The organism is Oceaniglobus roseus, assembly GCF_002869745.1.
Taxonomy (GTDB): Bacteria; Pseudomonadota; Alphaproteobacteria; order Rhodobacterales; family Rhodobacteraceae; genus Oceaniglobus; species Oceaniglobus roseus.
Window position 1 is genome coordinate 20,068 of the sequence record NZ_PNOS01000008.1, and the last position, 25,554, is coordinate 45,621.

At 70.0% G+C, this 25,554-nt stretch carries 24 protein-coding genes; 13 read left to right on the top strand and 11 right to left on the bottom strand.

Annotated features, from left to right (window positions below; all coding sequences use genetic code 11):
• Positions 1 to 8: 8 nt before the first annotated feature.
• The 12 genes from A7B20_RS05795 (at position 9) to A7B20_RS05850 (ending at position 13,675) form a co-directional block, all read left to right on the top strand.
• Positions 9 to 1,004, top strand: coding sequence for an alpha-ketoacid dehydrogenase subunit beta (locus tag A7B20_RS05795; RefSeq protein ID WP_102107614.1), 996 nt, complete (start codon positions 9 to 11; stop codon positions 1,002 to 1,004).
• Complete coding sequence (locus A7B20_RS05800) at positions 994 to 2,352, top strand: biotin/lipoyl-containing protein (RefSeq protein ID WP_102107615.1); 1,359 nt, start codon at positions 994 to 996, stop codon at positions 2,350 to 2,352. The genes A7B20_RS05795 and A7B20_RS05800 overlap by 11 nt, the downstream gene beginning before the upstream one ends.
• 34 nt (positions 2,353 to 2,386) lie before the next feature.
• Positions 2,387 to 3,817: an NAD-dependent succinate-semialdehyde dehydrogenase gene (locus A7B20_RS05805; RefSeq protein ID WP_102107698.1), complete on the top strand. Its 1,431-nt coding sequence runs from the start codon at positions 2,387 to 2,389 to the stop codon at positions 3,815 to 3,817.
• Between the two features lie 9 nt (positions 3,818 to 3,826).
• Positions 3,827 to 4,717 carry a 2-oxo acid dehydrogenase subunit E2 gene (locus tag A7B20_RS05810; RefSeq protein WP_102107616.1) on the top strand — a complete coding sequence of 297 codons (891 nt, stop codon included), beginning with the start codon at positions 3,827 to 3,829 and terminating at the stop codon, positions 4,715 to 4,717.
• 240 nt (positions 4,718 to 4,957) lie between these two features.
• Positions 4,958 to 6,520 (top strand): ABC transporter substrate-binding protein, encoded by a 1,563-nt coding sequence (locus tag A7B20_RS05815; protein WP_102107617.1) that lies wholly within the window; start codon positions 4,958 to 4,960, stop codon positions 6,518 to 6,520.
• Between the two features lie 31 nt (positions 6,521 to 6,551).
• Entirely contained in the window at positions 6,552 to 7,484 is a 933-nt protein-coding gene (locus A7B20_RS05820; RefSeq protein ID WP_102107618.1) for an ABC transporter permease, read from the top strand.
• Between the two features lie 4 nt (positions 7,485 to 7,488).
• Entirely contained in the window at positions 7,489 to 8,406 is a 918-nt protein-coding gene (locus A7B20_RS05825; RefSeq protein ID WP_102107619.1) for an ABC transporter permease, read from the top strand.
• On the top strand, positions 8,403 to 9,392 hold the full coding sequence (locus A7B20_RS05830; protein ID WP_102107620.1) for an ABC transporter ATP-binding protein: 990 nt from the start codon (positions 8,403 to 8,405) through the stop codon (positions 9,390 to 9,392). Before A7B20_RS05825 ends, A7B20_RS05830 begins: the two co-directional genes overlap by 4 nt.
• On the top strand, positions 9,389 to 10,360 hold the full coding sequence (locus A7B20_RS05835) for an ABC transporter ATP-binding protein (RefSeq protein ID WP_102107621.1): 972 nt from the start codon (positions 9,389 to 9,391) through the stop codon (positions 10,358 to 10,360). The genes A7B20_RS05830 and A7B20_RS05835 overlap by 4 nt, the downstream gene beginning before the upstream one ends.
• Positions 10,357 to 11,013, top strand: coding sequence for an ArsR/SmtB family transcription factor (locus A7B20_RS05840; RefSeq protein ID WP_157937613.1), 657 nt, complete (start codon positions 10,357 to 10,359; stop codon positions 11,011 to 11,013). The genes A7B20_RS05835 and A7B20_RS05840 overlap by 4 nt, the downstream gene beginning before the upstream one ends.
• Positions 11,010 to 12,602, top strand: coding sequence for a serine hydrolase domain-containing protein (locus A7B20_RS05845; protein WP_102107623.1), 1,593 nt, complete (start codon positions 11,010 to 11,012; stop codon positions 12,600 to 12,602). Before A7B20_RS05840 ends, A7B20_RS05845 begins: the two co-directional genes overlap by 4 nt.
• 149 nt (positions 12,603 to 12,751) lie before the next feature.
• On the top strand, positions 12,752 to 13,675 hold the full coding sequence (locus A7B20_RS05850) for an HNH endonuclease (protein ID WP_102107624.1): 924 nt from the start codon (positions 12,752 to 12,754) through the stop codon (positions 13,673 to 13,675).
• 98 nt (positions 13,676 to 13,773) lie between these two features.
• Here A7B20_RS05850 and A7B20_RS05855 read toward each other — a convergent pair whose 3' ends face one another.
• Both A7B20_RS05855 and A7B20_RS05860 read right to left on the bottom strand, forming a co-directional pair.
• The gene (locus A7B20_RS05855) at positions 13,774 to 14,010 is read right to left on the bottom strand and encodes a hypothetical protein (RefSeq protein WP_102107625.1); all 237 of its coding nucleotides are present in this window, start codon (positions 14,008 to 14,010) and stop codon (positions 13,774 to 13,776) included.
• A gap of 164 nt (positions 14,011 to 14,174) precedes the next feature.
• Entirely contained in the window at positions 14,175 to 14,912 is a 738-nt protein-coding gene (locus tag A7B20_RS05860; RefSeq protein WP_102107626.1) for an SDR family oxidoreductase, read from the bottom strand.
• Between the two features lie 91 nt (positions 14,913 to 15,003).
• Between A7B20_RS05860 and A7B20_RS05865 the strand changes: the two genes are divergently transcribed.
• Complete coding sequence (locus A7B20_RS05865) at positions 15,004 to 15,918, top strand: AraC family transcriptional regulator (protein WP_102107627.1); 915 nt, start codon at positions 15,004 to 15,006, stop codon at positions 15,916 to 15,918.
• 353 nt (positions 15,919 to 16,271) lie between these two features.
• Here the strand turns inward: A7B20_RS05865 and A7B20_RS05870 are convergent, their stop codons facing one another.
• Genes A7B20_RS05870 through A7B20_RS05910 form a run of 9 tightly spaced genes read right to left on the bottom strand, consistent with a single transcriptional unit; the run spans position 16,272 to position 25,444 of the window.
• Positions 16,272 to 17,258, bottom strand: coding sequence for an ABC transporter ATP-binding protein (locus A7B20_RS05870; RefSeq protein ID WP_216641173.1), 987 nt, complete (start codon positions 17,256 to 17,258; stop codon positions 16,272 to 16,274).
• Positions 17,255 to 18,229 (bottom strand): ABC transporter ATP-binding protein, encoded by a 975-nt coding sequence (locus A7B20_RS05875; RefSeq protein ID WP_216641174.1) that lies wholly within the window; start codon positions 18,227 to 18,229, stop codon positions 17,255 to 17,257. The genes A7B20_RS05870 and A7B20_RS05875 overlap by 4 nt, the downstream gene beginning before the upstream one ends.
• On the bottom strand, positions 18,226 to 19,788 hold the full coding sequence (locus A7B20_RS05880) for a gamma-glutamyltransferase family protein (RefSeq protein ID WP_102107628.1): 1,563 nt from the start codon (positions 19,786 to 19,788) through the stop codon (positions 18,226 to 18,228). The genes A7B20_RS05875 and A7B20_RS05880 overlap by 4 nt, the downstream gene beginning before the upstream one ends.
• Positions 19,781 to 20,653: a polysaccharide deacetylase family protein gene (locus A7B20_RS05885; protein WP_102107629.1), complete on the bottom strand. Its 873-nt coding sequence runs from the start codon at positions 20,651 to 20,653 to the stop codon at positions 19,781 to 19,783. Before A7B20_RS05885 ends, A7B20_RS05880 begins: the two co-directional genes overlap by 8 nt.
• A complete protein-coding gene (locus A7B20_RS05890; protein ID WP_102107630.1) occupies positions 20,650 to 21,408 on the bottom strand; it encodes an SDR family NAD(P)-dependent oxidoreductase in 759 nt (252 codons plus the stop codon). The genes A7B20_RS05885 and A7B20_RS05890 overlap by 4 nt, the downstream gene beginning before the upstream one ends.
• 4 nt (positions 21,409 to 21,412) lie before the next feature.
• Positions 21,413 to 22,261 (bottom strand): ABC transporter permease, encoded by an 849-nt coding sequence (locus A7B20_RS05895; RefSeq protein WP_102107631.1) that lies wholly within the window; start codon positions 22,259 to 22,261, stop codon positions 21,413 to 21,415.
• Positions 22,258 to 23,184 (bottom strand): ABC transporter permease, encoded by a 927-nt coding sequence (locus A7B20_RS05900; RefSeq protein ID WP_102107632.1) that lies wholly within the window; start codon positions 23,182 to 23,184, stop codon positions 22,258 to 22,260. The genes A7B20_RS05895 and A7B20_RS05900 overlap by 4 nt, the downstream gene beginning before the upstream one ends.
• The gene (locus tag A7B20_RS05905; protein WP_102107633.1) at positions 23,184 to 24,677 is read right to left on the bottom strand and encodes an ABC transporter substrate-binding protein; all 1,494 of its coding nucleotides are present in this window, start codon (positions 24,675 to 24,677) and stop codon (positions 23,184 to 23,186) included. The genes A7B20_RS05900 and A7B20_RS05905 overlap by 1 nt, the downstream gene beginning before the upstream one ends.
• On the bottom strand, positions 24,674 to 25,444 hold the full coding sequence (locus tag A7B20_RS05910) for a GntR family transcriptional regulator (protein ID WP_102107634.1): 771 nt from the start codon (positions 25,442 to 25,444) through the stop codon (positions 24,674 to 24,676). Before A7B20_RS05910 ends, A7B20_RS05905 begins: the two co-directional genes overlap by 4 nt.
• Positions 25,445 to 25,554 lie beyond the last annotated feature (110 nt).

Here is a 25,554-nt window from a genome sequence, read left to right on the forward strand (position 1 = left end):
GAGACGAGATGCGAGAGATCACCCTGTCCAAGGCCGTGAACGAGGCAATCGCCGAGGAGATGCGCCGCGACCCCACCGTGTTCCTGCTGGGCGAGGACGTGGCCGAGGCCGGCACGCCCTTCAAGGTCCTGTCGGGCCTTGTCGAGGAGTTCGGCACCGAGCGCGTCATCGACACGCCGATTTCCGAGCCGGGATTCGTCGGCCTCGCCGTCGGCGCCGCGATGACCGGCACCCGGCCCATCGTCGACCTGATGTTCGGCGATTTCATCTTCCTCGTCATGGACCAGCTCTGCAACCAGGCAGCCAAGACCCACTACATGTCCGGCGGCAAGCTGAACGTGCCGATGGTGCTGCGGACCAACATGGGGGCGACACGGCGGTCTGCCGCCCAGCACTCGCAGTCGCTGCATGCGCTGGTGGCCCATATCCCGGGGCTGAAGGTGGCGATGCCGTCCTCGGCCTACGAGGCGAAGGGGCTGATGAAGACCGCGATCCGGGACAACAACCCGGTCGTGATCTTCGAAGACAAGCTGATGTACCAGGACAAGGCCCCGGTGCCGGAGGAGGAATACCTGATCCCCTTCGGCGTCGCCAACATCAAGCGCGAGGGGACGGACATCACCCTGATCGCCACCTCCTCCATGGTGCAAGTGGCCGAGAAGGCCGCCGAGATCCTGGAAAAGGAGGGCATCAGCGCCGAGGTCATCGACCCCCGCACCATCGTGCCGCTGGACGAGGAGACGCTGCTGAAGTCGGTCAGGAAGACCTCCCGCGCCATCGTCATCGACGAGGGGCACCAGAGCTATGGCATCACCGGAGAGATCGCGTCGCGGCTGACCGAGAAGGCGTTCTACCACCTCGACGCGCCGGTGATGCGGATGGGAGCCATGGACGTGCCGGTGCCGTTCTCGCCCGCGCTGGAGGATGTCACCGTTCCGACGCCCGAGGGGGTCGCGGCCAATGCGCGCAAGCTTTGCGGCGGCGAGTTGATCCATGCCGCATGAAGTGATCATGCCGGCCCTCGGGATGGCCCAGGACAGCGGCGTCATCGTCTCGTGGCTGAAGCAGCCCGGCGACGCCGTGGCCGAGGGCGACGCGCTGTTCGAGGTCGAAACCGACAAGGCGACAATGGAGGTCGAGGCCCAGGGCAGCGGCTATCTCACCGGCGTGACCGCCAGTGCCGGGGACGCCGTGCCGGTGGGCCAGGTGATCGCCATGATCACCGAGACGGCAGAGGAGGACTCGGCCCCTTCCCCCGCGAACGGAGCCGAAGCCCCGCCCGACGCTGAACCGGCTTCGGGGGACAGGACAATGCCCGAGGGGAAGACCATCATCATGCCGGCCCTCGGCATGGCGCAGGACACCGGGCTTCTCGTCAGCTGGCAGAAGCAGCCCGGCGATGCCGTCTCCGCCGACGACACGCTGTTCGAGGTCGAGACCGACAAGGCCGCCATGGAGGTCCCCGCGGGCTTCGACGGCTACGTCGCCGCCCTGCTGGCCGAGCCGGGGGAAGAGATCCCGGTCGGCGGTTCCGTGGCGATCATCAGCGCCAAGAAACCCGGCGCGCCCTTCATGCAGAGCGCGAAGGCCGGGGGCGCTCCGGCGGCCAAGGCGCCCGGGAAAGCCGCCGAGGCGAAAGCGCCGGAAGCCAAGGCCGAGGCGTCCGCGAAACCGGCGAAGGAAGCAACGCCTGCCATGGCACGCAGCGACGGCCGCATCCTCGCCTCGCCGAAGGCGCGCAGGCTGGCGCTGGAGCGGGGACTCGACCTGCGGCGGCTGGCCGAGGCGGGGCATCCGCAGCCGTTCCACGTCAAGGATCTGGAAACCCTTGCCGCCCTGCCCGCCGAGGCGCCGGGGACGGAGACCTCCACGGCGGCCGGCACCGCGCCCGCCGCAGCATCCCGCCGCCTCTGCGCCGAGGTGCCGGAAGCGGGCTTCACGGCCTTCTGCGCCTGGGCGAAGGACAAGCTCGGGATCACCGACGCCGCATCGCTTCTCGCGGGGTTCGCCGCCGCGGGGCTCAGGACCGGTGACAGCCCCCTGACCATCGCCGTCAGCGCCTTCGGCAGCACACGGCACTACGCCGACCCAGACCGCCCGTGGCTGGGCCGGGCCAGGGCCGAGGCCCCGGAGGGCACGCCGCATCTCCTGCTGCGCGACCTGCGCCACGCGCCGCTCTCCTTCGTCTCGCTCGGGGCCGAAGACTGCCCCGTCCTGACCCTGACCCGGCACGGCGAGACCCTGACCATCACCCTCGAGTGCGGCGCCGGTCAGCTCGGGGCCGAGGCGGCGCTCACCCTTCTCACCGGCTTCGCGGGGAGGATGGAGCAGCCGCTCCGCCACCTGCTCTAACGAAACGGAGTTCACCATGGACGCCACGTTCCAGATCGACCACACCGACCTCTTCATCGACGGCAAGTGGAAGCAGGGCGCCGAGGGCGCGCGCTTCGACGTCATCAACCCGGCCAACGAGACGGTGCTCGCCTCCGTCGCCTCGGCCGAGATCGCCGATGCCGACGCGGCCCTCGACGCTGCCGAAGCGGCGATGAAGGACTGGGCCGCCCGCACGCCCCGCCAGCGCTCGGAAGTGCTGCGCAAGGCGTGGGAGCTGATGGCCGCGCGGCTCGACCATTTCGCCCGGCTCATCACGCTGGAGAACGGCAAGGCCAGGAACGACGCCATGGGCGAGGCGACCTATGCCGCCGAGTTCTTCCGCTGGTTCGCCGAGGAAGCGGTGCGCGCCGATGGCCTGCTGACCCACGCCCCCGCCTCGGGCGCGCGGATCATGGTGCAGCACAAGCCCGCGGGCCTCGCCGTGCTGGTGACGCCCTGGAACTACCCCGCCGCCATGGGCACGCGGAAGATCGCCCCGGCGCTGGCCGCGGGCTGCGGCGTCATCATCAAGCCCGCCTCGGAAACGCCCCTGACCATGCTCGCGCTGATGCCGCTGCTGGCCGAGGCCGGGGTGCCGGACGGCCTTGTCAACGTGCTGCCCAGCCGCCGCACCGGCGCGCTGGTCGATCACATGCTGCACGATCCGCGGGTGCGCGTCGTCAGCTTCACCGGCTCCACCGGGGTCGGCCGAAAGCTGCTGCACTCCGCCGCCGACCAGGTGCTGAAACCGGCGATGGAGCTTGGCGGCAACGCGCCGCTGATCGTGTTCGAGGACGCCGACCTCGACACGGCCGTCACCGGCACGATGCTCGCCAAGATGCGGAACCTCGGCGAGGCCTGCACGGCGGCGAACCGGATCTACGTCCACGCCGACATCGCAGAAGCCTTCACCGCGAAGCTGACCGAGGCGATGGCGAAGCTGAAGGTCGGCGACGGCACCGATCCCAGCGTCGACGTCGGCCCGCTGGTCAACGCCGACACCCGCGACAAGGTGGCGGCCTTCGTGGCCGATGCCGTGGCGAAGGGCGCGAAGATCGAATGCGGCGGCAAGGCGCCCGAGGGCAAGGGGTATTACTACCCGCCCACGGTGCTGTCGAACGTTCCCGAGACCGCCGACTGCGTCCATGACGAGATCTTCGGCCCCGTCGCCGCGCTCCAGACCTTCACCGACACCGAGGACGTGATCCGCCGCGCGAACGACACCGAGTACGGCCTTGTCGCCTATGTGTTTTCCGAGGATTTCAAGCGCGCGCTGCAGGTCTGCGAGCGGCTGGACTACGGCATGGTCGGGCTGAACCGCGGCCTCGTCTCGGACCCCGCGGCGCCCTTCGGCGGCACCAAGCAGTCGGGCCTCGGGCGCGAGGGGGGGCACGAGGGGATGCTGGAATTCATGGAAAGCCAGTACATCTCGGCAAGCTGGTGAGGAGCTGACATGGCTGACGTGATCGCAAGCCCCTCGGTCCGGGCGATGGCCCGCAACAAGGGCATCGACATCGACCGGCTGGCCGAGGGCCTCGGCCGCCAGACCATCGGGCCGGAGGATCTGGGCGGCGGTGCCGCCCCTGCATCTACCGCGCCTGCTGCGCCGGATGCTGCGAATTACTGGGACGTGGACCATACCGGGTACGGCCCCGTGACCGAGGAGCCGATGAGCCGCTTCGCGCAGGCCGCCGCCCGCAACCTCGCCGCCGCGCAGGCGCTGATCCCGGCGGTGACCCACCACGACCGCGCGGACGTGACGGCGATCGAGGCGCTCAGGGCCGAGTTGAAGCCGGAAGCGCAGGCGCGCGGCGTCCGGCTGACCGCCCTCGCCTTCCACGTCAAGGCGCTGGCCCGGGCGCTGCGCGAGTTCCCCAAGTTCAACGCCGCGCTCTCGACCGATGGCAAGACGCTGTACCTGCGGGAGTACGTGCACATCGGCATCGCCGTGGACACGGCGCATGGGCTGATGGTGCCGGTGATCCGTGACGCCGACCGGAAGGGCCTCTGGCGGATCGCGGCCGAGATCGCCGACCTTGCCTTCCGCGCCCAAGGCCGCAAGATCAGGCAGGACGAGATGGGCGGCGCGTCGATGACCATCACCAATCTCGGCGGCATCGGCGGCACGGCCTTCACCCCCATCGTCAACCCGCCCGAGGTTGCGATCCTCGGGATCACCCGCACCGTCACGGAAACGGTCTGGGACGGCGAAACGCCGCGTCCCGTCCCCATGGTGCCGCTCGACCTCAGCTACGACCATCGCGTCATCAACGGCGCCGACGCCGCCCGATTCCTCGGCTTCTGCGGCCAGTTGCTGGGCGAACCCTTCAGAATGATGTTCTGAGCCGCCGCGGCAGGACCAAAACCTCCTGCCGCGGCCGCGGCCCCGGGCCCCGCATCCTCACTTCGCTGGATTGTACGACAACTCTGCCGCATTTTTCAGCAGCGGGGAAGGTTTCTGACGGCCGGGGTGTCAAATCAATTTGACTAGTCAATCCGAACCGTCGTCCCCTGAGGGGGCAGGCCCGCGGGCCGGCCAACGCAAACGAAACGCCCCATTCCTTCCAACAAGGAGGTGACGGCCATGCGCCGCTTCGTTCGACCCCTTCTCCTGACGCCGATCTGTGCCGCCGCCCTCGCCACGGCGGCCTCCGCCCAGACCGTGAACCTGCGCCTCGGCGAGGATCCCGAAAGCCTCTACAACGTCCAGACAAACTCGCTGACCGCGAACAGCGTCATCAACTACGTCGTGGAACGGCTGGTCTACATCGACCTCGACGGCACGCCGAAGCCATGGCTCGCCAGCGGCTGGGAGGTCTCGGACGACCAGACCCGGATCACCTTCACCCTGCGCGACGGGCTGACCTTCACCGACGGGACGCCCTTCAACGCCGATGCCGTGGTCGCCCAGTTCAACACGATCCTCGACCCCGATACCGCCTCGCCGCAGCTGGCGACGCAGGGGCCGCTGAAATCGGTCGAGGCGAAGGACGACAAGACCGTCGTCTTCACCTATTCCGAACCCTTCGCCCCCGCCTTCAACGCACTCTCGGGCGTGGGCGCCGGCATCAACTCTCCCACCGCGGTCGAGAAGGCGGGCGACGATTACGCCCGCGCGCCCGTCGGCACCGGCCCCTTCACCGTGGAACAGTGGATCCCCGGCACCTCGATCACGCTGGCGAGGAACGACGCCTATCACGAGCAGTACCGCGACGATGTCGAGAACCCCGGCCCCGCCCACATCGAGGGCATCGTGCTGAACGTCATCCCCGAGGAAGGCGTGGCCCAGGCGGCGCTGGAGACGGGCGAGCTTTCGGCGGCCTCGCTCCAGGCGGATGCCATCGGGCAGTTCGTCGACAACCCGGATTTCAAGACGATCATCGACAAGTCATCGGGCAACCTCGTGTTCCTCGAGTTCAACATGCAGCAGAAGCCGTTCGACGACGTCACGGTGCGCAAGGCCATCGGCTATGCCATCAACCGCGAGGCGGCAGTGGCCGCGGCCTGGAACGGCTACGGCCAGCCGGCCTACAGCCTGCTGTCAGCGGCGATCCCGGGCTACGATCCCGAGGTGGCGAAGGAGTATGGCACCCCCTACGACCCCGAGAAGGCGAAGGCGCTGTTCGCCGAGGCGGGCTGGACCGACAGCGACGGCGACGGCACGCTCGACAAGGACGGCACGCCCGCCGAGTGGACCATCCTTTCCTACGCGGGCTTCACCCACATCGACCGGACGCTGCAGGTGATCCAGGCCAACCTCGCCGACATCGGCATCAAGATCGACCTCCAGACCTCGGACTGGGGCGCGTTCTACCCCTCGCTGCTGGAAGATGGCTGGGACATGGACCTGATGCGCTGGACCTGGAGCGATGCCGACGTGCTGAACCAGATCTTCCAGGGCGACGGCCACCGCGACAAGACGATCCCGAACGAGGCGGTGGATTCGGTGCTGAAGCGCTGCTCGACCACCATGGAGCCCGAGGCACGGCTCGACTGCATCTCGGAGGCGCAGAAGGTGCTGCTGGAAAACATGGTGGCCGTGCCGGTGCTGACCAACTGGGGCGTCTATGCCACCCAGGCCAACATCGAGGGCTACAAGCTCGACCACTCCGGCTACCTGCTGGCGACCGACCTGAAGGTCGAGTGAGGCACAGGTAGAACAGCGCAGGATCCCGCCCATGACCGCCTACATCATCCGCCGCATCGCGATGACCGTTCCGGTCCTGTTCGGGATCCTGTTCGTGACCTTCCTGATGAAGGCGCTGATCCCCACCGACGCCGTGCTCGCCCTCTACTCGGGCCAGGTCTCCGAGGAGAAGGCGGCCGAGGCCATCGCCCAGATCCGCGCCAAGTACGACCTCGACAAGCCCTGGTATCAGCAGTTCGCGATCTACGTCGGCGACGTGGCGCGGGGCGACCTGGGCGAGTCGATCCGGACACGCCAGCCGATCGTGGACGAGATCGGCTATCGCTACTGGAACACCCTGGTGCTGACCTTCGCCTCGCTGGTGGTGGCGCTGGTGGTGGGGCTTTCGACCGGCATCGCCTCGGCCTACTGGAAGGGCACGTGGATCGACGAGGTGGCAATGGGCATCGGATTGCTCGGCATCTCGATGCCCGCCTTCTTCTTCGGGCTGATCCTGATCTTCTTCTTCGCGGTGCAGCTTCGATGGCTGCCGGTGATGAACGCGGGCGACTGGAAGGGGCTGATCCTGCCCGCCGTCACGCTGGGGCTGATCGAGGCGGCGCCGCTGTCGCGCATCACCCGCGCCAGCATGGTCGAGGTGCTGAGCCAGGATTACGTCAAGGCGATCCGCGCCAAGGGCCTGCCCGAGCGGCACGTCATCTTCCGCCACGCCCTGCCGAACGCGCTCCTGTCGATCCTGACGATCCTCGGGCTGCAGATCGGCGGCCTGCTGGGCGGGGCCTTCATCATCGAGGTGGTGTTCGGCTGGCACGGCATCGGCGAGCTGGCGGTGAAGGCCATCGGCTGGCGCGACTTCACGATCACCCAGGCAATCATCCTCGTCTCCGCGACGACCTATGTGCTGGTCAACCTCGTGGTCGACATCCTCTATGCCTGGGCCGATCCCAGGATCAAGCTGGGCTGAGCCGATGACCTTGGCAGACCCCCGCGAACTCGCCGCCGCCGACCTCGGCACAGCGCTGGATGAAGTGCCCGCAGGCCCGCCCCGGGGCGGTTTCCGCGCCGCGCTGCGCCGCCTCTGGCGGCACCGGTCGGGGAAGATCGGCGGCGGGCTGGTGGCGCTGATCGTCTTCTGCGCGATCTTCGCGCCTTGGCTGACGCCCTACGATCCGCTGAAGCTCGACATGATCGACCGGCTGCAACCGCCCTCCTGGTCCCACTGGCTCGGCACGGACGAGCTGGGGCGCGACCTGCTGACCCGGGTGATCTACGGCACCCGCTACATGCTGCTGGTCAGCTGCGTCGCCACCGCCATCGGCGCGACGGGCGGCATCCTGCTGGGCCTGCTCGCCTCGGCCGGAGGCAAGTGGACGGACATGGCGGTGATGCGGATCGTCGACATCATGCTGGCCTTTCCCTACATCCTGCTGCTCCTCGCCATCATCGCGATCCTCGGGCCATCGCTGGTGACAGCGCTGGTCGCCGTCGGCGTCGCCTCGATGCCCGGCTATGCCCGCCTCGTCCGGGGCGAGGCGCTGAGCGTGCGCGAAAGCGAATACGTCGAGGCGATGCGCGTCCTCGGCGCGGGGAACTGGCGGATCACCTTCGGCACCGTGCTGCCGAACATCGCCTCGCCCCTCGTCATCTACACAAGCTATACCATGCCGCTTGCCGTCCTCTCCGCCGCCGCGCTGTCCTTCCTCGGCCTCGGCGCGCAGCCGCCGCTGCCGGAATGGGGGGCGATGCTGGTGCAGTCGCGTTCGTTCCTGCGCACCGCCTCGTGGGTCGTCGCCGCGCCGGGCTTCGCGATCTTCTTCGCGATCCTCGGGCTGAACCTTCTCGGCAACGCGCTCCGCGATGTCCTCGACCCGAAGGCCAGGACATGAGCGAGTTGTTGCAGGTCGAGGGGCTGAAGACCCACTTCCAGACCGAAAGCGGGCTGGTCCGGGCGGTCGACGGCGTGGACCTCTCGGTGAACGAGGGCGAGGTGCTGGGCCTCGTCGGCGAAAGCGGCTCGGGCAAGACGATCACCGCGCTCTCGCTGATCCGCCTGGTCTCTCCGCCGGGCAAGATCGTCGCGGGCCGGGTGATGTTCGGCGGGCAGGACCTGCTTCAGGCCAGCGAGCGCGAGATGGTGCAGCTTCGCGGCGACCGCATCTCGATGGTGTTCCAGCAGCCGAAGGCCAGCCTGAACCCCGTGCGCCGGGTCGGCGCGCAGATCGCCGAGCTGTTCATCCACCACCGCGGCGCCTCGCGCAGGGCGGCGATGAATCAGGCGGTGGAGCTTCTGGCCCGCGTCGGCATCCCCGCCCCCGAGAGGAAGGCGCTGGCCTATCCGCACGAGCTGTCGGGCGGCCAGGCGCAGCGGGTGATGATCGCCATGGCGCTGGCCCTGAAGCCGCGCCTGCTGATCGCGGACGAGCCGACAACAGCCTTGGACGTCACCATTCAGGCGCAGATCCTCGACCTTCTGCGCGAGCTCTGCCGCGACACGGGGACGGCGATGATCCTCGTCACCCACGACCTCGGCGTGATCGCCCAGACCGCCGACCGGGTGTCGGTGATGTACGCGGGCCAGATCGTGGAGGAGCGCCCCGTGGCCCGCCTGTTCGACGACCCGCGTCACCCCTATACCCGCGCCCTCCTCGCCTCGATGCCGGTGCAGGGGCGCGTCGCACCGCGCCTCGGCGCGATCCCCGGCAGCGTGCCGCCGCCGGGCCGGATGCCCGCGGCCTGCCGCTTTGCCCCCCGCTGCGCCGTGCGCGCCGAGAGGAACATGACCATCTGCACCCACGAGATGCCCGCGCTGTATCCCGTCGAAGGCGGCGTGTCGCGCTGCTGGTGCGATGCCCCGGCGGAGGCCACGACATGACCGCGCTCCTGTCCATGGAAGAGGTCAGCGTCCACTATCCCGTCAAGGGCGGCGTCCTGCGGCGGCCGACGTCCTGGGTGAAGGCGGTGGACGAGGTGACGCTGTCGATCGCGCCGGGCGAGACCCTGGGACTGGTGGGCGAATCAGGCTGCGGCAAGTCCACGCTCGGGCGCGCGGTGCTTGGCCTGCGCGACCTCGCCAAGGGCCGCATCACCTTCGACGGGCAGGAGCTGAAGAACCTCTCGGCCCTCGACACCCGCGCGCTCAGGCGCGACATGCAGCTGATCTTCCAGGATCCCTACGCCTCGCTCGATCCCCACGCCACCATCGGCGCGACGATACGAGCGGGGCTCGACATCCACCGCATCGGCAGCCGCGCCGAGCGCGCGGAACGGGTCACCGAAACGATGCGGCAGGTCGGCCTCGACCCCAGCCTTGCCGACCGCTATCCGCACGAATTCTCGGGAGGGATGCGCCAGCGCGTCGTCATGGCCCGCGCCCTCGTGCTGCGCCCCCGCCTCGTCGTCTGCGACGAGCCGACCTCGGCCCTCGACGTGTCGATCCAGAGCCAGATCCTGAACCTTCTGAAGGACTTGCAGGACGAACTTGGCCTGACCTACCTGTTCATCTCCCACAACCTCGCGGTGGTCGAGCACATGGCCGACCGCGTCGCGGTCATGTACCTCGGTCGCATCGTCGAGGTCGCGCCCCGCGCCGCGCTGTTCGCAGCGCCGCGTCACCCCTATACGCAGGCGCTGATGCAGGCGATCCCGCAGCCCGACCCGGCCCGCCGGACTCCGCCGCCGCTGACCGGCGACATCCCCAGTCCCGACGACCTGCCTCAGGGATGCCGCTTTCGCGGCCGCTGCCCGTATGCGATGGCCAGATGTGCCGAAGCCGAACCGCCGCTGCTCGGGAGGGAGCACAGGGCGGCGTGCTGGCTGGTGGAGGAGGAGAGTACCAGGTGATCGAAGACGAAACCCGCGCCCCCGAAAGCGCGGCGCCGGAGGGGGAGCCGGTGCCCGATGTGTATTTCCTGGAGGATATCGAGCAGGTGAAGGTGCTGGGCGATCCGCTGCGCTACCGCATGGCGCTGCTGCTGGCGCGGCCGATGACCTGCGCGGGGCTCGCCCGGGCGCTGGACCTGACCCGGCCGAAGGCGCATTACCACCTGAAGCAGCTGGAAGCGGTGGGTGTGGTCAAGCCGCACTCGCAGGCGCTGTCCAACGGCATCCTCGAAAAGTTCTATGTCACCGCGGGCCGGATGCTGCATTTCGGCAAGCTGATGCCCAGGGGCGGCGCCCTGCCCGGCAACGTCTCGCCCGAGACGGTGGGCGCGATCTCGGCCTTCCTCGCCGCGATGCTCCAGGTCTCGGGCGACCGCACGCGCGCGGTGGCCGACGCGGAGGGGCTGGAAGACGGCTATTACTTCGACTTCGAGGCACGGCTGACCCGCGACCAGTTCGAAGACGTGCGCGACCGGCTGGTGGCGCTGAGCGAGGACATCATCGCGATGACCAAGGGGCAGGACGGCGGCGCCGATACCGTGCCCTTCCACCTGACCAACTACCTGACCCGGCTGACCGATCCGCCGGGCGAGACCGGGGGAGAGACCGAGTGAAAGATGCCGAAACCCTGAAGCGGCCGAGCGAGGAAGACTTCCGCGCCTGCCTGCCCGAAACCGCCGAAGGCCCCGGCTGCGCCATGGCCGTGCTCCACAAGGGCGAGGTCGCGGCCGAGTTCTGCACCGGCATGGCCAGCGTCGAGCACGGCGTGCCGATCACGCCCGACACGGTGTTCCGCATCGCCTCGGTCACGAAGCAGTTCCTCTGCGCCGCGGTGATGACGCTGGCGGACGCCGGGAAGCTGTCGCTCGACGACAGGCTCGGACAGCACCTGCCCGAGTTGCAGGGCACTCCCGCCACCGTGACCATCGCGCAGGCGATGTCGAACACCTCCGGCATCCGCGACCACCTGGAACTCTGGTACATCGCGGGTGGCGGCCTGCCGGTGCCGCACCGCCTGCGCGACAGCGTGGCGATGTGCGCGCGGCAGACCGAGACCAACTTTCCCCCCGGCTCGTCCTACCTCTATTCCAACGCGAACTTCCTGCTGCTGTCGCGGATCGCCGAACAGGCGGCGGGCGAACGGATCGAGGATTACATCGAGCGGCGCTTCTTCACCCCCCTCGGCATGACCTCGACGAAGCTGCGCCCGGGCCACCACGACGTGATCCCGCACCTCGCCGCGGGCTATGTCGAGAAGGACGGGAAGATCTCCCGCGGCCAGATCACGACCGAGCTCTGGGGCGAAGGCTCGGCCCACTCGACGCTGAACGACCTGGTGAAATGGGCCCGCTACTACCGCGAGGATCCCGACGGGCTGATCGCCCGGATGCGCGTTCCGGCGGCCTTCAGCGGCGGCGGTGCCGGCTACTACGGTTTCGGCCTGTTCGCCGAGCCCTGGCGGGGCATGTCCAGCGTCGGGCACACCGGCCTCTGGCCCGGCTACCAGGCCGAGATCGTCTGGTTCGACGACCCCGACGTCACGCTGGTCTGCCTGTCGAACCTCAGCACGCTGGTGCCGCGTCTCGTCAACCGCAAGCTGGCCGAGCGGCTGTTCGACGGCACCCTCGCCCCGGCGCCCGAGGGGTCGCCCGACATGGACCTCTGGGCCGAGGGCGCGGCGCAGGGGCCGTACTTCAGCCCCGAGACGCTGACCATGGTGGGTCTCTGCATCGAGGACGGCACGCCGAAGCTCGAGATCCACGGCGGCAAGGTGGAGGTGCTGGCCGAGAGCCCGACCCGCCTCACCCCGGCCGCGGGCGCCGCCGAGACCGCCTGGTTCGACATCGCCGGCATCCCCGAGGGATACATCGAGATGCAGCGCAGGAACGGAGAGGTGGTCCGGTTGCAGGCCCTCGACACCCTGCCCCCCCTCGGCGAGGAGGGCGCGCTGGCGGGGTCATGGTGGTGCGGGGAAACGGCAAGCCGGTTGATCGTCACCAGGGACGCGGACGGCTACCGCGTGCGCACGCCGCAGTACTGGGCCCACGCCTGGGTCTCCCCCCCCCTGCCCGCCGGGATCATGGCGATCGAGGATTTCACCGGCCCCTGGCCCCGCCGCTTCCTGCTGGTGCCGACCGGCCCGGACGAGATGGCGGTGGCCGGCCCCCGCGTGACGCGCCTCCGCTTCAAGCGCGAAGGCTGACGGGGCAGAGGGCGCCGCCCGGCCAGTGTTTGTACTCGTCGTCGGCGGTGTGTTCCCGTGGGGAATGATACGGGTCTGCGTTGTGTTGGTGGGTAGCGCAGGCCGCTGAAAAGCCTTGCCTTTGCGCGCTGGATTGGTTTCCTGGCGGCATGGTCAAGCTGGTTCTGCTGCACAAGGCGGACTCGATCTACGAGGACGAGCCCGACGTCGTCTACGACTTCCCCAGGTCTTACCTGAAGGCGGTCGAGGAGGCCGTTGGCGACTGGGTCGTCTACTACGAGCCGGTGAAGGCGGGACCGCGCGGGTACTTCGCCGTCGCCAAGATCTCGCGGGTCATCCCCAAGCCGGGTGTCGAGGGCCGCTTCCTCGCCCTGATCGAACCGGGGAGCTTCCTCCCCTTCGACAGCGAGGTGCCGCGCCTCGTGAACGGGCGCCCGCTGGAGGCTGCGCTGACCGAGCCGGACGGGTCGCCGAAGAAGGGCGGGTCCGTCCAGCTTGCCGTGCGCCGGTTGCAGGAGGCGGACTTCGCACGGATCGTGAACCTTGGCCTGCCGCAGGACCTGGAGCGGAAGGAGGCAACCCGCTACGACCCGCAGCCGGCGGAGCTTGCCGAGGGCGCCGAGCTTTTCGAGCGCCCCGTCCTGGAACGCCTGACGCGCCGGCCCTACCGCGAGGTCGCCTTCCGCCGGAAGGTCCGCGAGGCCTACGGTTACCGCTGCGCCATGTCCGGCCTGCACCTGCGCAACGGCGGCGGACGGCCCGAGGTCCAGGCAGCCCATATCCGGCCCGTGGAGCGGCAGGGCAGCGACTCCGTCCGCAATGGCCTCGCGCTGTCGGGCACGCTGCACTGGATGTTCGACCGCGGCCTGATCTCCGTCGCCGACGACTGCGAGACCATCCTCGTCTCGCGCAACAAGGTCCCGGGCGATGTCGTCGACCGCCTGCTGGCGCCGGACGGCAAGCTGCTGAAGCCCGAGGATCCGCGCAACGCCCCGCACCCCGAGAACCTGCGCTGGCACAGGGAGAACGTCTTCGGGCAAGTCATGGGCGGCGAGCCCCTCGACTGGGGCTGAGCACAGTCGGTTGAAGTTTCCGCCAGCGCTCGGTCCCAATTAGGAAGGGGCGCAACCTCCCGGCCACGCCCATCGGCAGCCTTACGCAGCACACGCGCTCAGCCTTCGTCCGCCGCGGCCTGCGGCCGCGGCTTCTGGTTCGGCAGCGTCGCATCGTTCGCCGGCTTCTCGGCGCGCTGGGCGACGGCCTCGACGATCGAGGGCGGGCACAGCGGATGCCGGGCGATCTTGCGGGCATCCGCCAGGGAGGCCGCGTCGGTCCAGGCCCGGAACAGCGCTTCGAGCATCCGCTCGTCCGCGATGCTGTCCAGCATCGGGTCCGGCGTGCCGCGCATGGCTTGCAGGATCGCGCGGTGCGCCTTGTCCTGCTGTGCGCCGATCCGGGCTTGCCGCGGTCGCGGGCGGGGAGAAGCTGGCGAGCGATGAAGAGAGGATAGCGAAGATCAACTGCTGACTGGAGAAGCGAAGTCACCGCGGCGGCAGAGGCGACCTTGCGCCCTCAGCCCTGCGCGGTTGGCCGGATCACGATCGACCCCACATCGACCTCTCGCGGCTGGGCGATGGCAAAGCGTATGGCGCGGGCGATCGCCTCGGGCGGCAGGCCGGTGGCCTTCATCGTTTCGGAGACCGCCGCCAGAACCTCGGGGTCGGTGACGCTGTCCCCGAACTCGGTGCGGACGTAGCCGGGCGAGACCTCGGTGACGCGCAGGTCCGGTCCCGCTTCCTGCCGGAAGCCTTCCATCAGCGTGCGCACCGCGTTCTTCGTCGCGGCATAGACCGCCATCGTCGGCAGGATCTTCAGCCCGGCGGTCGAGACGGTGGCGATGAAATGCCCGTCCTTCTGCGCCCGGAACACGGGCAGCGCCGCGCCGATGCAATGCAGCACGCCCTTCAGGTTCACGTCGACCATCGCCGCCCAGTCGTCCTCCCTCAACTTGTCGAGGCGCGAGATCGGCCCGACCCCGGCATTCGCGATCATCACGTCGAGCCGGCCGCAGGTCGTCACCGCCGCATCGACCAGGCCGCCCACGGACGCGCGGTCTCGCACGTCGGTCTCGACCGCGATTGCCCGGCCACCGGCGGCGGTGATCTCGTCCACCAGCGCCATCAGCCGGTCCTGCCGCCGGGCGCCAAGCACCAGCGCCGCGCCTGCCGACGCGAGATCCAGCGCCACCGCGCGGCCGATGCCGCTGCTGGCCCCGGTAAGCGCCACGACCTTGTCCTGGATGCCATCCATGTCCTGTCTCCTTCCGTTCGGGGCACAGGTATTGGCAGCGCGTCGGAGCTTCGATAGCCTTGGCTCCAGATAACTCTCGCGATCGTCCGAAATGACCGACACGCTGACCTGCGTCTTCCGCCTGCTCGACCTGCAAAGCGCGCGCACGCATCGCTTCGAGGCGGCCGGCGACTGGTCCTTCCGCTTCCCGGCGCGCGAGGCGCTGAAGTTCGCGGCGGTCCTGCGCGGCGCCTGCTGGATGCTGCACGACGGCGCGCCGCCGCTGCGGCTGAGCGCCGGCGACGTCTTCCTGCTGACCGAGAGCCCGGCCTATGTGCTGGCCAGCGATCCCGCCCTGCCGCCGGAGGACGGCGTTCCGCTGTTCGCGGGCGGCAGCACCGGGCGCTACGGCGGCGACGAGGTGGTGCTGATCGCCGGCAGCTTCTCGGCCAGTGCGCAGCACCGCGCGCTGCTGACCGGGGCCTTGCCGCGCGTGCTGCACCTCCCGGCCGGCACTCCCGCCGCGCCGGCGCTGCGGCGGACGCTGGAGACGATGGCGGAGGAGTTCGATCGCCCGGGTCTGGGGACCGATCTGGTACTCCAACACCTTGCGGACCTGCTTTTGGTCCACGTCCTCCGCGCCCATGCCCACGAGGGCGACGGCGCGCGGCGAAGCGGCTGGATCGGCGCGTTGGCGGACCAGCGGCTGGGCGCGGCGCTCGACGCCCTTCACGCAGCGCCAGAGCGTCCCTGGACGGTGGCCGAGATGGCGCGCGTGGCCGGCATGTCGCGATCGAGCTTCGCCGCCGCGTTCCGGGAGCGGGTCGGCCTCGCACCGATGGCCTACCTCAATGGCTGGCGGATGCAGCTCGCGGACGAACTGCTGCGGCAGGGGACAGGCGTCGGACAGGTCGCTACCCGGCTTGGGTATACATCCCAAAGCGCGTTCGGCGCAGCCTTCCGCCGGGCGCGGGGCATCACGCCCCGTGCGGCGGCCGCGGCAGAGCTGCGGTCCTCACGGGAATGACTGGTCCGGAGCCGAGGCCGAAATGCGCGACGGGGCCTTCCAAGGTGGAAGGCCCGGCCAACGCTAGCGGATGTAGTGCCCTCGCGGGTCGCAATGCCCACATCCTGCGCCCGGAAGACTTCAAACGCCGTCCGGGCACGGGATGCCGCCCCATGACACCGCAACCCCACCGCTCCGCGGGAAGGACCGGCCCGGCCGCAGGCGGGGGCGGTCCGGCGTCGAGGCCGGGCGGACCGCTGCCGCGGGGCGGGCGGAGTTTCCCAAACTCCGTCACCTCGACGCCCGCGGCGACAGGCCGGGGACGGCGAAGGCGCGGCGCGCGGTCGCCGTGAACGGGGCGGGCCGCGAGGGCGTCAGGAGTTTGCAGCACCCTCCGGCGCGCGCACGCGGCAGCGCACCCGGTGGCCTTCGTCCACGTCCACCAGCGCCGGGCGCGCCTCGCGGCAGGCGGGCTCGGCGATGGGGCAGCGGGTGACGAAAGGGCAGCCGGGCGGCGGGTCCAGCGGGCTCGGCAGGTCGCCCTCCAGCCGGATGCGCTGCCGCCTGCCCTTCAGCGCCGGATCGGGCACCGGGATCGCCGAGAGCAGCGCCTCGGTATAGGGGTGCTGCGGGTCGCCGAAGACCTTTGACGCGGGCCCCTCCTCCACCACGATCCCGAGGTACATCACCGCCACCCGGTCGGCGATGTGGCGCACCACCGACAGGTCGTGGGCGATGAAGAGATAGGCGAGCCCCAGCTCCTCCTGCAGCCGCATCAGCAGGTTCAGGATCTGGCTCTGGATCGACACGTCCAGCGCCGACACCGGCTCGTCGCAGATGACGAGCTTCGGCGACAGTGCCAGCGCCCGCGCGATCACCACCCGCTGCCGCTGCCCGCCCGACAGCGCGCCGGGGCGGCGGTTCCGCTGGTCGGGGTTCAGGCCGACGAGTTCCATCAGCTCGTCCACCCGGCCCGGAATCTCGGCGGAGGGATGGCCGTGGATCACCAGCGGCTCGGCGATCGATCGCGCGATGCTCTGGCGCGGATTCAGGGCCGAGACGGGATCCTGGAACACCACCTGCATCTCGCGCCAGGCGGCCTTCCGCTCGGCCTCGTCGAAGCGGGCCATGTCGCGCCCCTCGAACAGGATGCGCCCCGCCGTCACCGGGGCGAGGCCCAGCACCGCGTTGCCGGTGGTGGACTTGCCGCAGCCCGACTCGCCCACGACGGCCAGCGTCTCGCGTTCCGCAAGCGACAGCGAAACGCCGTCCACCGCCTTGACCAGCCCCTTCGCCCCGCCGAAGCGGCCGGTGCGCACGGGGAAATGCACCTTCAGGTCCTCGATGCTCAGAAGCGTCACTGGGGCCCCTCCAGCGGATGGAAACAGGCGGCGCGCCGGTCGCCCTCGCCTGCGGCATCCAGTGGCGGAAGGGCGGTGCAGGCGGCATCGGCGCGGGTGCAGCGGGTGCGGAACCGGCAGCCCTCGGGCCAGTCGCGCGGCGAGGGCACGTTGCCCGCGATGGAGTAGAGCGCCCGCTTCGGCGGCTGGTCGAGCCGCGGGATCGTCCTGAGCAGCATTCCCGTGTAGGGATGGCGCGGGGCGGCGAACAGCGGCACCGCCGCCGCCTCCTCCACCACGCGGCCGCCGTACATCACGCAGACCCGGTCCGCCGTCTCGGCCACCACGCCCATGTCGTGGGTGATGAGCAGGATCGCCGTCCCCGCCTCGGCCCCGAGTTCCGCCAGCAGGTCGAGGATCTGCGCCTGGATCGTCACGTCGAGCGCCGTCGTCGGCTCGTCCGCGATCAGGAGCCGCGGGCGCGAGATCAGGGCCGCGGCGATCATCACCCGCTGGCACATGCCCCCCGACAGCTCGGTCGGCAGCTGTCGGGCGCGGCGGGCGGGTTCGGGGATGCCGACGCGCTTCAGCATCTCCACCGCCCGCTCCCGCGCCTCCGCTCCCGAGGCGCGGCCGTGGACGATCAGGCTCTCGGCCACCTGGTCGCCCACCGTGACCAGCGGATTGAGCGAGGACACCGGCTCCTGGAAGATCATGGCGAGGTCGGCGCCGCGCAGCCTGCGCAGCTCTTCGGGCGCCAGTGTCGCCAGGTCGCGCCCGTCGAACAGGATCCGCCCCGCCGTGGGCGTCAGCCCCTCGCCCAGCAGTCCGAGGATCGACAGCGCCGTCAGCGACTTGCCCGAGCCGGACTCGCCCACCAGCGCCACCGTCTCGCCTGCCTTCACGCTCAGCGACACGCCGTCGACCAGCCTCAGCCGGTCGCCGGGCGGTCCCGCCTCGATGGTCAGATCGGAGACCGAGAGCAGCGTCACGAGGCCACGGCCCGCGTCCAGGGGTTGTTCGGATGTACCGCGCCCAGGTTCGGCGCCCCGTCCCGTCCTGCCTGCACGATGGAGGGCACGGCGAACTGCACGGGATAAAGCGCGTCCTCGGTGATCTGCACCGGGTGGTTGGCCGAGATGGCGGAGGCCGTGGCGGGATCGGCGCGGCGGTTGACGAGGATCGTCGGCGTGCTGGCGTCGATCCTCGGCGCGTGGAGCGCCTGCCCCGGACTCTCGCCGCGGTCGATCATCCGGGTCAGCAGCTGCACGATGGCCGGGAAGATCTGCCGTCCCCCCGCCGCGCCGATGGCGATGTCGGGCCGGCCGTCTCGCGTGGTGATGACCGGCGCCATGTTCGCCAGCGGCTTCGCCCCCCCGGCGATGGAGTTCGGCTGGCCGGGGCGCGGGTCGAACCACATCATGCCGTTGTTCAGCAGCATGCCCAGCGAGGGCGCCACCACCTTCGAGCCGAAGCGCGACAGGAGCGTGTTGGTCAGCGCGACCATGTTGCCCGCCCGGTCGATCACCGACAGGTGGCTGGTGCAGTCGCCCCCCGCCGCCGCGTGCCCCATGGTCCTGAGCCGCCGTTCGTACACGGCGCGGATCGCGTCGGCATGGGCGGCGGAGAAGGCCGCCTCGCCGAGCCTGGCCATGTCCTGCCCCGACAGCGCCTCGAGCACCGCCAGCAGGCTCGGCCCGCCGGAGAGGCCGGGGATCGTGTGCACCTCGCGTCCCCGGTAGGCTCCGGTGGCGGGCGCGTTCCAGACCGGCACATAGGTTTCGAGGTCTTCCCGGCTCAGTTTCGATCCCGCCGGCTGGAGATCGGCCACCAGCGCTTCGGCGGTGCCGCCGGTGTAGAAGTCGTCGGCGCCCCTCTCGGCCAGCCGCCGCAGCATCGCCGCCTTCTTCGGCATCGGCAGGAACTGCGCGGTGCGGTCGCGGGGATCGGGCCGCCGCGCGGCGGGATCGAGGAACAGCGCCTTCGCGGCGGCATTGCCCGACAGCCCCGGCGTGTCGATGGCAAAGGCGAGGTCGGCGAACCAGTCCACCCGCATCCCCCGCTCGGCCAGCGCGATGGCGGGGGCCAGCGCCTCGTCCCAGCCGATGGAGCCGTGCCGCTCCAGCGCGGCCGACAGCCCCGCGACGGCGCCCGGCACGCAGACCGAGAGCGGGCCGATCAGGTTCCGGTCGCCCTCGACCTGGGGCCAGTTGAACCAGTCGCCCCCGTCCCCTCCCGCCAGCGGATAGTCGGCGGGATCGGCGGCCATCGGCGCGCGCAGGTTGAAGTCCAGCGTCTCGACCTTCCCGTCTGCCGCGGCGTGCAGCAGGAAGCCCCCGCCGCCGACGCCCGAAAGCCAGGGTTCGACCACCGAAAGCGCCAGCGCCGTGGCGACGGCGGCGTCCATGGCGTTGCCGCCCTTCGCCAGCACCGCGGCGCCGACCTCGGCCGCCTCGTAGTGCTGGCAGGCGACGATGCCGCCCTCGCCCGTCACCTCGGGTTTCGTCACCTGCCAGGTCTGGTGGGACGGTGCGGAATCGAAATCAGCCATGGGCGCGCCTCCGCTGCTCGACCGGCACCACCTCTGCCGTCTCCACCTCCAGCGCGTCGCCGACCCGGTCGTGATGGGCCGCGATCTCGCCGCAGGTGGCGAACCAGACCGCCTCGTCCTCGACCAGGGGCCGCAGCACCCGCTCCAGCATCTCGACCCGCGCCGCGCGGCCGCTGATCCAGTCGTGCACCGTCAGCATGAACATCCCCCCGCTCCGTCCCTGCGCCGCGGCGTCCGACGCCCACTGCGCCTCGACCTCGCGGTCCGGGCGCGGGGACTTGTCGCCGCCGCCTAGGAACTTGAAGAAGATCGCATCGTCGTTGTCCCACCTCACCGGCACCTCGGTCACGCCGTTGATCCGGTAGGGCGTGTCCGACCCCATCAGCGAGCTGTCCCACAGCCCGTGCTTCCTCAGCTCGGACAGCATGTGCTCCGTCATCTCCCAGGCGGGCGAGCGGAAGCCCTTCGGCGTCTCCCCCGTCTGCCGCCGGAACACCTCCAGCGCCGCCTCCAGCGCCTCGGTGAAACGCGCGTCCGAGCTTTCGGCGACGATCTCGTGATAATAGCCGTGCAGCGCAATCTCGTGGCCCCGCGCCAGCAGCCCCGGCAGCAGATCGGGGTTCTCCTCGGCCACCACGCCGGGCACGAAGAAGCTGCCGCGGATGCCCAGCCGGTCGAGCATCGCCACCATCCGTGCAAAGCCCTGCCGCATCCCGTACTGGCGATGCTCCCGCGCGGCGAGACCGGCCGGAATGCCGTCGCGGTGCTGCCAGAGCCAGGGCGACGTCGCGTCGACGTCGACGCTGAAACAGGCTGCCGCGCTCTTGCCCGAGGGCCACGGATAGGGGGCGGGATCCCAGATCATAGCGCCCTCTTCTTGTCCTGGAACACGTCCATGGTGCCGGCCGAGTTGCCACCGTCCACCGCCAGCGAGGTACCGGTGACGTTCTTCGCCGCCGACGAGGCGAGGTAGAGCGCCGCCTGCCCCACGTCCTCGGGCTGCGTCGTGTGGCCCAGCGGGATGCCCTTCGTCACCCGGTCGATATGCTCCTGGCTCAGCTGCGAGACCGAGGATCCGGCGGCAAAGCCGGGCTCGAGGCAGTTCACCCGGATGCCGTATTCGGCCAGTTCCAGCGCGAAGCCCTTGGTCATCCGGTCGAGCGCGGTCTTCGACATGCAATAGGTCACCGCCGTGCGCCGCATCTTCCGCGCCGCGCCGGACGAGATGTTGATGAACGACCCCGCCACGCCCTTCTCGATCATCTGGAGCGCGAAGCCCCGCATCAGCACGAAGGGCGCGCGGACGTTGACGCCCATGATCCGGTCCCAGTCCTCCACGCTCATGTCGAGCAGGAAGGCCGAGGGGTAGATCCCGGCGTTGTTCACGACCACGTCGGGCGCGCCCCATTCGGCCTTCACGGCGTCGAGCAGCGTCTGCAACCCCTCGTCCGTCGTCAGGTCGGCGGCGACGGCGAAGCCCGACAGCCCCTCGGTGCTGCGGTCGGCCGAGCACACAGTGGCCCCCGCCCCCGCGAAATGGTCCACGAAGGCGCGGCCCATGACGCCCGACGCGCCCGTGACCACGACCCGCTTGCCGTGGAACTCCTCTCCGAAATCCATACCCTTACCCCTTTCCGATACGGTCGCTCAGCCGGTCGCCGATCATGTTGGCGCTCAGCACGAGCAGGAACAGCGCGAGGCCCGGGAAGGTGGCGATCCACCAGGCCGTCGCGAGATAGTTGCGCCCGGTCGACAGCATCGATCCCCAGCTGGCCGTGGGAGGCTGCACCCCGAGCCCGAGGAACGACAGCCCCGCCTCGAACAGCACCATCAGCCCGAATTCCAGCGTGGCGACGACCAGCAGCGGGCCCACGATGTTCGGCAGGATGTGCACCGCGATCACCCGCGCGGGCGAGGCGCCCATGGCGCGGGACAGGCGCACGAAGGGCCGCTCGGCGATCGCCAGCGTCTGGCCGTAGGCGACGCGGGCGTAGCGCGGCCAGCGGGTCAGCGCGAGGACGAGGATGACGTTGACGAAGCCCGGCCCCAGCACCGCCACGGTGATGATCGCCAAGAGGATCGCCGGGATCGACAGGAAGATGTCGACGAGCCGCATCAGCACCGTCTCGGTCCAGCCGCGCAGGTATCCCGCGGCCATGCCCACCGTCACGCCGACGACGCCCGAGAGCAGCACCGACAGCACCGCGACCGACAGCGAGATCCGCGCGCCGTAGATCAGCCGGCTCAGCACGTCGCGGCCCAGTTCGTCGGAGCCGAGGTGATAGACGGCGCCCCGCGCCTCGAACCCCGGCGCCTTCAGCCGGGCGAGCAGGTTCTGGCGGTCCGGATCCATCGGCGCGAGCCAGGGCGCGAAGAGCGCGCAGAGCACCAGCGCGAACAGCAGCCACGCGGGCCACCAGGACAGGAGGTCGGCGGCGCGGAAGGACCGGCGGGCGGGCGCGGCGGCGCTCATGCCTTGGCCCCCAGACGCACGCGCGGATCGACCACGGAATAGAGGATGTCGGCGGCAAGGTTGGCGCCGATGGTGACGAAGGCGCCCAGCAGCACCACCGCCTGCACCACCAGGAAGTCGCGCGAGGCGATGGACTGCACCGTGAGCAGCCCGAGCCCCGGCCAGGCGAAGACCGTCTCGACGATCACCGCCCCGGCCAGAAGCTGCGACAGCTCCAGCGCGGTGATCGAGATGATCGGGATCAGCGCGTTCCGCAGCAGATGCTTCCGGACCAGCCGCCCCGTCCCCACGCCCCGTGCACGGGCCGAGCGGACGTAGTCGCGCAGCAGCTCGTCGATGACCGAGGCGCGGGTGATCCGCGCATAGGTGGCGAGCGACAGGAGGCCGAGGGCGATGGAGGGCATGACGAGATGCGCAAGGCTCCCGGTGCCCGAGGGCGGCAGCCATTGCAGCCAGACGCCGAAGACGAGGATCATCATGATGCCGGACCAGAAGGTCGGCATCGACTGGAACGCCAGCACCGCCCCCATGATCCAGCGCGACACGGCACGCTCCCGCGCCAGCGCCATGATGAGCCCCAAGGGGAGCCCGATCAGCAGCGCGACGCACAGCGCGCCCGCGGCGAGTTGCAGCGTGCGCGGCAGGCGCGACAGGATGATGTCCCACACGTCCGCGTTCTGCACGAAGGACCGGCCGAGGTCGAACCGGGCCATGTCCCAAAGGAAATCGACGTATTGCACCCAGAGGGCGCGGTCGAGGCCAAGCGCGCTGCGCATGGCCTCGATATCCGCCTGCGTCGCGGTTTCCGGCAGCAGCAGCGCCGTCGGGTCACCGGTCAGGCGCTGGATGAAGAACACCAGCGTGACCACCCCGAAGGCCGCCACCAGGGCCTGCCCGCCGCGATGCAGGAGGAAGCGGAGCATTACTCTTCCCAGGTCATGCGGTTGAGGAACATGCTCTCGTTCGCCGTCGGCTCGAACCCGAGCTTCGCCGACGCCCCATAGAGCACCGCCGCCTGGTAGATCGGCAGGACGTAGTACTGGTCACGCACGATCTGCGCCACCTCGGCATAGGCGTCCTTCCTCACCTGCTCGTCCAGCGAGACGCGCGCCTTCTCCAGCAGCTCGTCGATCTTCGGATCGTTCACCCGGCTCCACGAGCTGTCGGACTTCAGCAGCGGATAGGCGATCCCGTCGGCGTCCTGGCAGGCGCAGGACCAGCGGCCGAAGCTCGCGCCGGGGCGCTGCGCGCGGTCCTCGGCACGGGCGGCGGCAAGGTAGGTCGGCATGTCGGTCATGCTGATCTCGACGTTGAAGCCGACGTCGTTCAGCATCTGCTGAAGCGCCTGCACCACCCGCTGGTCGAACACCGGCGCCGTGCCGAAGCTGACCGGCGTCGCGGCGAGGTCGGGATGCGCCTTGACGATCTCGGCCGCCTGCTCGGGGTCGTACTCGAAGGGCGCGATGTCCTCGGCATAGCCGAAGTGCGCGGGGCTCGCCAGTTGCGCCACCGGCTGCTCGCCCGCCTGCAGCAACCCGTCGATGATCCCCTGCCGGTCGATGGCGAGGCTTGCCGCCTTGCGCATGTCGAGGTTGTTGAACGGCGGGATGTCGAGGTTCAGGCCCAGGTAGGCCACCCGCTCGGTCGGGGCCGAAAGCACCTTGACCGACGGGTTATTTTGCAACTGCGCCGCGGCATCGCTGTCGATGCTGACGACAAGATCCGCCGCCCCGGCCTGAAGGTCGGCCACCCGCGTCGCGGCATCGGGCACGGCGCGGAAGATCGCCGCGTCGAACGGCCCCTCCTCGCCCCAGTAATCGGCGTTCTTGGTCAGCGTCACCGACACGCCGCGGTCCCAGCTTTCGAACTTGTAGGGGCCCGATCCGACAGGCGCGGCGTTGAACGCCTCGTCGCCCACCTCCTCGACCACCGCCTTCGGCACGATCGACAGCTTCACGAGCTGCGCCAGCAGCGCCGGGTAGGGTCCGTTCGTGGTCAGCTTGACCTTGTTGCCCTCCATCACCTCGGCCCCGGTGATCTGGTTGAACTGGCCGAGCTGCGGCGAGGCGAAGGCGGGATCGGTGATCCGCTTGACCGAGAAGACAACGTCCTCGGGCGTCAGGGCCGAGCCGTCGTGGAAGGTCACGCCGTCACGGATCGTCAGCACCAGCTCGTTGTCCGACACCTGCTCCCACTCGGTCGCGATCTCCGGCACGATCTCGCCCTCGTTGCTGCGGGTCACGAGGTTGTCGAAGATGTTGCGATAGACGTAATAGCTGTCGGGGTTCCACTGCACCTGCGGGTCCAGCGAGGACGGCTCGCCCGCAAGGTCCACGGTCAGGTCCTTGGCGAAGGCCGGCAGGGCGAAGACCGCCAGCGCGGCGCCCGTCAGCAGGGCTCTCATCGTGTGTTTCATGTCGCTCTCCTGTCAGTGGCAGTCGTTACGCTCCAGTGCCCGACCACCCCGCTGCCAGGGGTGAGCGGGGCGTCGCTTTTCAGCAGCTGGCGCAGGAAGAAGGCTTCCTGGCTGGCGATGAGGTTCAGCCGGCTCTCGGCGATGGCGGCGCGGTCGCCCGCGAGGATCGCCTCGGCCAGGGCCAGCACGTTCACACGGTGGAACAGCACCCCCGCCTCGGCATCCTCGAGAAACCGGGTGATGCGGGCGGAATGGTGCCAGAGCTTCCTGAGGTGCCGCGCGGTGAAGGGGTTGATCGCGCCGAGGAGCAGCCCGTCGATCCGGTCGACATAGCTCCTGTGCGTGGCGACCGCCGCCGCCTCGGGGCGGCCCCTGAGCGCGGTCAGGATGGCGGCGATCTGCGCCACCTCCTTCAGCGCCCTGTCGTTCAGCGTCGCGTCGGCCAGCGCCGGTTCGACGCTGCGCCGGGCCTGCAGGACATGGCCGATCAGCGCGCCGGTGACGGGCAGCACCTGCCAGCCCGCCCGCGCCTGGGGCTGCGCCCAGCCGTCATAGCCGAGCCGGGCGAGCCCCGCGCGGGCGGCGGCGCGGGTCAGGCCGAAGCGCTCCATCACGTCGGCCTCGGTGACGGTGGCGCCGGGGCGGATCTCGCACCAGATGACGGCATCCAGCAGCCGGTCCTCGGCGAACCGTGCCTTGGCCTCGGGGGCCGGGGGCGCTCCGGCGCCGACGGCGCTGCGCAGGAGGGGCGAACTCGGATCGTACATGCGGCGTCCAACTTGCTTCCCTGACATGTTGAACAAGCCGTTTTGACATTGCAATCCGAATCCGTGCGCAACGCGGCTCCAGGCATCGCGCCGGTGCGGATGCCTCCAAA